5 protein-coding genes are annotated in these 5,263 nt (G+C 65.9%); 2 read left to right on the top strand and 3 right to left on the bottom strand.

The window, feature by feature from the left end; genetic code table 11:
- Positions 1-130 precede the first annotated feature (130 nt).
- Both Q8R73_RS05225 and Q8R73_RS05220 read right to left on the bottom strand, forming a co-directional pair.
- Entirely contained in the window at positions 131-1,006 is an 876-nt protein-coding gene (locus tag Q8R73_RS05225; protein WP_305718472.1) for an MBL fold metallo-hydrolase, read from the bottom strand.
- A complete protein-coding gene (locus tag Q8R73_RS05220) occupies positions 1,003-1,716 on the bottom strand; it encodes an alpha/beta fold hydrolase (protein WP_305718471.1) in 714 nt (237 codons plus the stop codon). The genes Q8R73_RS05225 and Q8R73_RS05220 overlap by 4 nt, the downstream gene beginning before the upstream one ends.
- Before the next feature lie 199 nt (positions 1,717-1,915).
- Here Q8R73_RS05220 and Q8R73_RS05215 point away from each other — a divergent pair, with 199 nt between their 5' ends.
- Together Q8R73_RS05215 and Q8R73_RS05210 are read left to right on the top strand one after the other, a co-directional pair.
- The gene (locus Q8R73_RS05215) at positions 1,916-2,659 is read left to right on the top strand and encodes a sulfite exporter TauE/SafE family protein (protein ID WP_305718470.1); all 744 of its coding nucleotides are present in this window, start codon (positions 1,916-1,918) and stop codon (positions 2,657-2,659) included.
- A 220-nt stretch (positions 2,660-2,879) separates the two neighbouring features.
- Positions 2,880-3,743, top strand: coding sequence for a DMT family transporter (locus Q8R73_RS05210; protein ID WP_305718469.1), 864 nt, complete (start codon positions 2,880-2,882; stop codon positions 3,741-3,743).
- Here the strand turns inward: Q8R73_RS05210 and Q8R73_RS05205 are convergent.
- Positions 3,734-5,044 (bottom strand): O-antigen ligase, encoded by a 1,311-nt coding sequence (locus tag Q8R73_RS05205; protein WP_305718468.1) that lies wholly within the window; start codon positions 5,042-5,044, stop codon positions 3,734-3,736. The two genes, Q8R73_RS05210 and Q8R73_RS05205, sit on opposite strands and share 10 nt — an antisense overlap.
- Positions 5,045-5,263 lie beyond the last annotated feature (219 nt).

The following is a 5,263-nucleotide window of genomic DNA, read 5'->3' as shown; positions in this document are numbered from 1 at the left end:
CGTAACGCGCCGGACCCCTCGCCATATTGGGCACCGTCTTTCCGGGGCGACGCGTAGCGTCGAACCCGGAATCTCGAGATTCCGGGTTCGCGCTGACGCGCGCCCCGGAATGACGCTGAGAAATGGCGCGTCAATCCCTCTTGAACCTGTAATCGAACCGATCCCCATCCGCCTTCAACCAACCCACCGTCGGCGTCGGAAAATGCACCGGCAGGATCAGCGTGTCGGTGTCCGCCACCTCGGCGAAGAATTTGCGGCGCGAGAGCGCCGACTGTTTCGGGTCCCAGTCCGGCAGCGCCGACCAGTCGGGCTCGCGGCACTGGATCGCGTGGTGCATCAGGTCGCCCGTCACCACCGCACGCTGGCCGCGGGAGAAGATGTTGACGCAGCAATGGCAGGGCGAGTGGCCCGGGGTCGGCGTCAGCGTGATGGTGTCGTCGAGCGCGTAGTCGTCGTCGACCAGCAGCGCCTGGCCAGCCTCGACGATCGGCAGGCAGTTGTCACGGAATACGGTGCCGGGCGGATTGGCGCCGCGCGCGTGCTCGGCTTCCCAGACCGCATATTCCCCCTTGTGAAAAACGTATTTCGCGTTCGGGAAGGTCGGCACCCAGCGGCCGTCGCGCAGCACCGTGTTCCAGCCGGTATGGTCGATGTGAAGATGGGTGCAGAACACGTAGTCGACGCTTTCGTAGGCGACGCCCAGCGCGAACAGTTCGTTGCGCCAGCGCTCCTTGCCGGGGAAATCGAACGGCGGCGGATGGCCCTTGTCCTCGCCGGTGCAGGTGTCGACCAGGATGGTGTGGCGCGGGGTGCGAACGACAAAGGTCTGGTAGGTGATGACGATCATCCCGAGTGCCGCGTCGTAGACCTCCGGCTCCATGGCCGGCAGATGATGTCTGAACACGGCGTCGTCATAGGCCGGGAAAAAATCCCGCGGCCGCCGCCACGGGCCTTCGCGCTCGATCACCGCGTCGATGGTGACATCGCCGATCCTGATCTGCTTCATCGCGCAGGCCTCGCCGCGATTTTCTCCAAAAGCGCCATCAGCGCTTCCGGCGCGGTGACGTTCGGCGAATGGCTGGCGTCTATTTCATGGAAGTCCCAGGCCGGATCGTTCTTCGTCATTTTCGCGAACTGCCCGAAAGTGTCCTGCGGCGTGACGCGCGTGGCGTAGATATAGCTGCGCGGCAGGGTCAGCGGGCCGCCCTGCAGCTTCAGCCCGGTCTCGAAGCACTTGATCGGCATATGGACGCGGCGCGTGCCCAGCCATTCCAGGTCGGCCGGCGAAGTATCCGGCGGCGTCGGGTTCGGCGGCATCCGCCATTCGCCGCCGGCCTTGAGTTCCTTGATGCGCGGCCGCGCCACTTCGTTCAGGTCGAGCAGCGACTGGCCGTCGGCGGGCACGAAGGCGTCGACATAGATCAGCCTGACGACGCGATCCCGCGCGCGGTCGGCGACCCCGGTGGCGACCATGCCGCCATAGCTGTGGCCGACCAGCACGATGTCGCGCAGATCCTCGTATCTGATGACGTTGAGGACATCCTCGATATGGGTTTCGAGATCGATCGATGGATTGGCCAGATGCGCGCGCTCACCGAGGCCGGTGTAGGTCGGCGTCACCAGCCGATGCCCGGCCGCCGCCATCAGCGGGTGCATCTTCTTCCAGGCCCAGCCGGCCGACCAGGCGCCGTGGCAGACGAGAAACGTTGCTCCCATGATGTTTTTTCCTTGTTGGTTTTGACGGTGGACGACCGCGAGTTTGCGATACTACCTGCCCATGGTCTGCTGTAAACGTCGCTTGCCAATTCAAACGCCGTCATTCCGGGGCGCATCGCAGATGCGAACCCGGAATCTCGAGATTCCGGGTTCGTGCTTCGCACGCCCCGGAATGACGAGGGGAAATCCTGGGACCAACATGAGTACCCTCGCGATCGTGCTGGTGCTGCTCGGCGCGCTCTCGGGCGGTTTCGTTTCCGGGCTGGTCGGCTTCGGCACGGCGATGACGGCGCTGGGGATCTGGCTCTACGTGCTGCCGCCCTCGCTGGCGGTGCCGCTGGTGCTGGTCTGTTCGGTGGTGGCGCAGACCTCGACGATGCCGGCGTTGTGGCGCAGCTTCGACCTGACGCTGGTCTGGCCGTTCCTGATCGGCGGACTTGCCGGCGTGCCGCTCGGCGTCCTGCTGATCGCCCATGCCGATCCTGATGTCTTCAAGCTCGGCATCGGCGTGCTGCTGCTGGTGTTTCCGACCGCCTTGTATTTGCAGCGCCAGCCGATGGCGTTCACGTTCGGCGGCCGGGCGGCGGATGCCGCGATCGGTTTTGCCGGCGGCATCCTCGGCGGCCTCGCCGGCCTGTCCGGCGCGCTCCCGACCTTGTGGGCCAGCATGCGCGGCTGGGGCAAGGACCAGCGCCGCGGCGTGTTCCAGACCTTCAACTGGACCGTGCTGTTCACCGCGTTGTGCCTGCAGGCCGGCATGGGCCTCGTCAAGCTGGAAGTGATCTGGCTCGCGCTGGTCGCGTTTCCGGCGACGATCACCGGCGCGTGGCTCGGCGCACGGGCCTATCGTGTGCTGAGCGACCGCAATTTCAGGGATCTGGTGCTGGGGCTGCTGTTTCTCTCCGGCGTCGGCCTGGTCTGGATCAGCCTCGGCACAGCTTGAGTTGTCATTCCGGAGCGTGCGAAGCACGAACCTCAGATGTGCAATTGCACATCGGGGAATCTCGAGATTCCGGGTTCACTCGCTTCGCTCGTGCCCCGGAATGACGAAAGACATTGCATGGCCGCCATGCGACGCGCGCGGGCGCTGTACGGGCGCGGCCAAACTCGCTAACCCTCGCGCCATGCCCTCCGTTTCATTGTCCCGCGAAAATCTCGGTCTGTTGCTGGGTTTCATCGGCATGGCGATCTTCGGCGGCACGCTGCCGGCGACGCGCATCGCGGTCTCCGCCATCGACCCGCTGGCCATGACCGCGCTGCGCACGGCGATCGCCGGGCTGTGCGCGCTGGCGCTGCTGATCGCGCTGCGCCGGCCGCTGCCGCCGCGCCGGCTGTGGCCGCAGCTGGCGATCGCGATGCTGTGCGTCAGCATCGCCTTTCCGTTCCTGATGGCGCTCGGCATGCAGACGGTCGACGCCTCGCATGGCGGCGTCGTGCTGGGGATTCTGCCGATCGCCACCGCGCTGGTCGCCGTTGCCATCACGCATGAGCGTCCCCGGCCGCTGTTCTGGATCGCCTCGCTCGCCGGCGCGGCACTGGTGATCGCATTCGCCCTGCGCCAGGGCGGCGGCGCGATCTCGGTGGGCGACATCTTCCTGTTCGCGGCGGTGGCGGTGTCGTCGGTCGGCTACGCCTTTTCCGGAAAGCTCACGTCGCATATGCCGGGCTGGGAGGTGATCAGCTGGGTGCTGGTGATGGCGCTGCCGATCTCGCTGCCGATTTCCGTCCTGACGATGCCGGCGGATATCGGCCAGATCCCCGTAAAGCCCTGGCTGGCGCTGCTCTATGTCGCGCTGTTCTCGCAATGGATCGGATTCTTCGCGTGGAATGCGGGCATGGCGATGGGCGGCATCGCGCGGGTGTCGCAGGTGCAGTTGCTGCAGCCCTTCATCACCTTCGCGCTGGCGGCCTTCTTCAACGACGAGACCATCACGCTGCAGATTCTGCTGTTCGCGGCGGCCGTGGTGGCGACGGTGGCGATCAGCACGCGGACGCGGAGCCGGCCAATTGCGCCGCCTCACGACTGATGCGAAGCCGCCGCGCCGGCATCGCGCCCCGCTCCGAGCAACATGCCGCCGGCGACGCCGACGCCCAGCACGTAGATCCAGCCTTCGTGAAAATCGAACAGATGCGAGTTGAACAGCGAGGTGAAGATGTTCTGCACGACGACCAGCAGGCCGATCCACGCCGCCAGGCCCTCGCCGCGAAACAGCGTCAGATGCTTCCACCACAACGCAAACAGCACGACGATCCCGAGCGCGCCCCACTGGATCGCGACGGCCAGGGTCTGATTGTGCGGATTGGCGACGATCTCGGCCTGCACGCCGGTACGGCCGACCGCGGCCTGCTCGAACAGGCCGCGGGTGGCGCCCGTGCCATGCCCGATCACCGGAGCCTGTGCCATGAAGCCCAGCGACTTCTGCCAGAACTCCAGCCGGGATCCCACGCCGCTCGGATTGTTCCGGATGGTGGTCTCCTGCCAGTCGACGAAAAACTTCAGGCCGGTCGCGCGCAGGGCCGGCGACAGGTTCCAGACCATCGCCGCCAGCAGGACAACGGCGCAGGCTGAAAGTAACGTCGTTCGCCATTTCAGATGAAGCAGCGCGAATGCCGCCAGCATGACCGGCATGGTCACCAGCGCGGTTCGCGACACCACCACGAACATCATGTTGGCCAGCAGGCTGAGGGCAATGACCGAGAGCAGCACCGCGAGCCGTGTCCTGCCGGCTCGCAGCGCCATCATGACCGGATAGGCCAGCGCCACCGCGCATAGCGCGAATTCATGGCTTTGGGCGATGTAGTTCTTGACGACAATGCCCGTTGCGGGAGCATGGGGTCCCTGCGAGAAATGAAGCTTGAGCGAGAGGTTCGGCACGTAGGCGACGAGCCATGACGCCGCCATCAACAGCGTGCACGACGCCAGAAAGGCGATGAAGACCCAAAGGCCGCGCGGCGAGCGCTCGAAATGATAGAGCAGCAGCGGCAGCACCAGCAATTTGGCGGTCGGGCTGACCGCATCGAGCCTGGCACTCCATGATGCGTCCGACCACAGGGTTCCCAGCAGCGCCAGCGCGAACATCGCGATCGGCAGCGCCGAGATCGGCCGCAGCAGCGACCGCCACAAGGCGCGCGGCTCGACGGTCGGGATCAGCGCGACCAACCAGAGCACCGCCGCGATCGCGACGCCGGAAGTCGACCACGGCAGCAGGATCGCGATCAGCACCGTCAGCAGATCGATATTGAAGATCCGCGCGGCCGGGTCGTGCCGCGCGGACCAGATCACCGAAAGCCACGAGGCGCCGGGCTTTCGTCGTATGGCTTCAGTCATCCCTGCTCCCTGCGCCACGCGGCGGCACACCGATGTGCAGTTTACGCGGCCAGGGAGATGCCCGCAAATTGAAGGGCGTCATTCAAGGAGGTCATTCCGCCGCCGAAATGCGGTCGAACCCGGTCGCCTGCCGTTCGAACAGGCCGCGATAGATTCCCCCCGGGCGATTGGCCAGCGCGGCATGGGTGCCCTGCTCGACGATCGCACCGCGGTCGAACA

This window comes from Bradyrhizobium sp. (assembly GCF_030697065.1).
GTDB lineage: Bacteria > Pseudomonadota > Alphaproteobacteria > Rhizobiales > Xanthobacteraceae > Bradyrhizobium.
This window is presented reverse-complemented; position numbering and strand designations above follow the sequence as displayed.

Excerpts from the sequence above, each read along its gene's own strand:
- Q8R73_RS05205 (WP_305718468.1), bottom strand. The coding sequence starts at position 5,044 with ATGACTGAAGCCATACGACGAAAGCCCGGCGCCTCGTGGCTTTCGGTG.
- Q8R73_RS05215 (WP_305718470.1), top strand. The coding sequence starts at position 1,916 with ATGAGTACCCTCGCGATCGTGCTGGTGCTGCTCGGCGCGCTCTCGGGC.
- Q8R73_RS05225 (WP_305718472.1), bottom strand. The coding sequence starts at position 1,006 with ATGAAGCAGATCAGGATCGGCGATGTCACCATCGACGCGGTGATCGAG.
- Q8R73_RS05220 (WP_305718471.1), bottom strand. The coding sequence starts at position 1,716 with ATGGGAGCAACGTTTCTCGTCTGCCACGGCGCCTGGTCGGCCGGCTGG.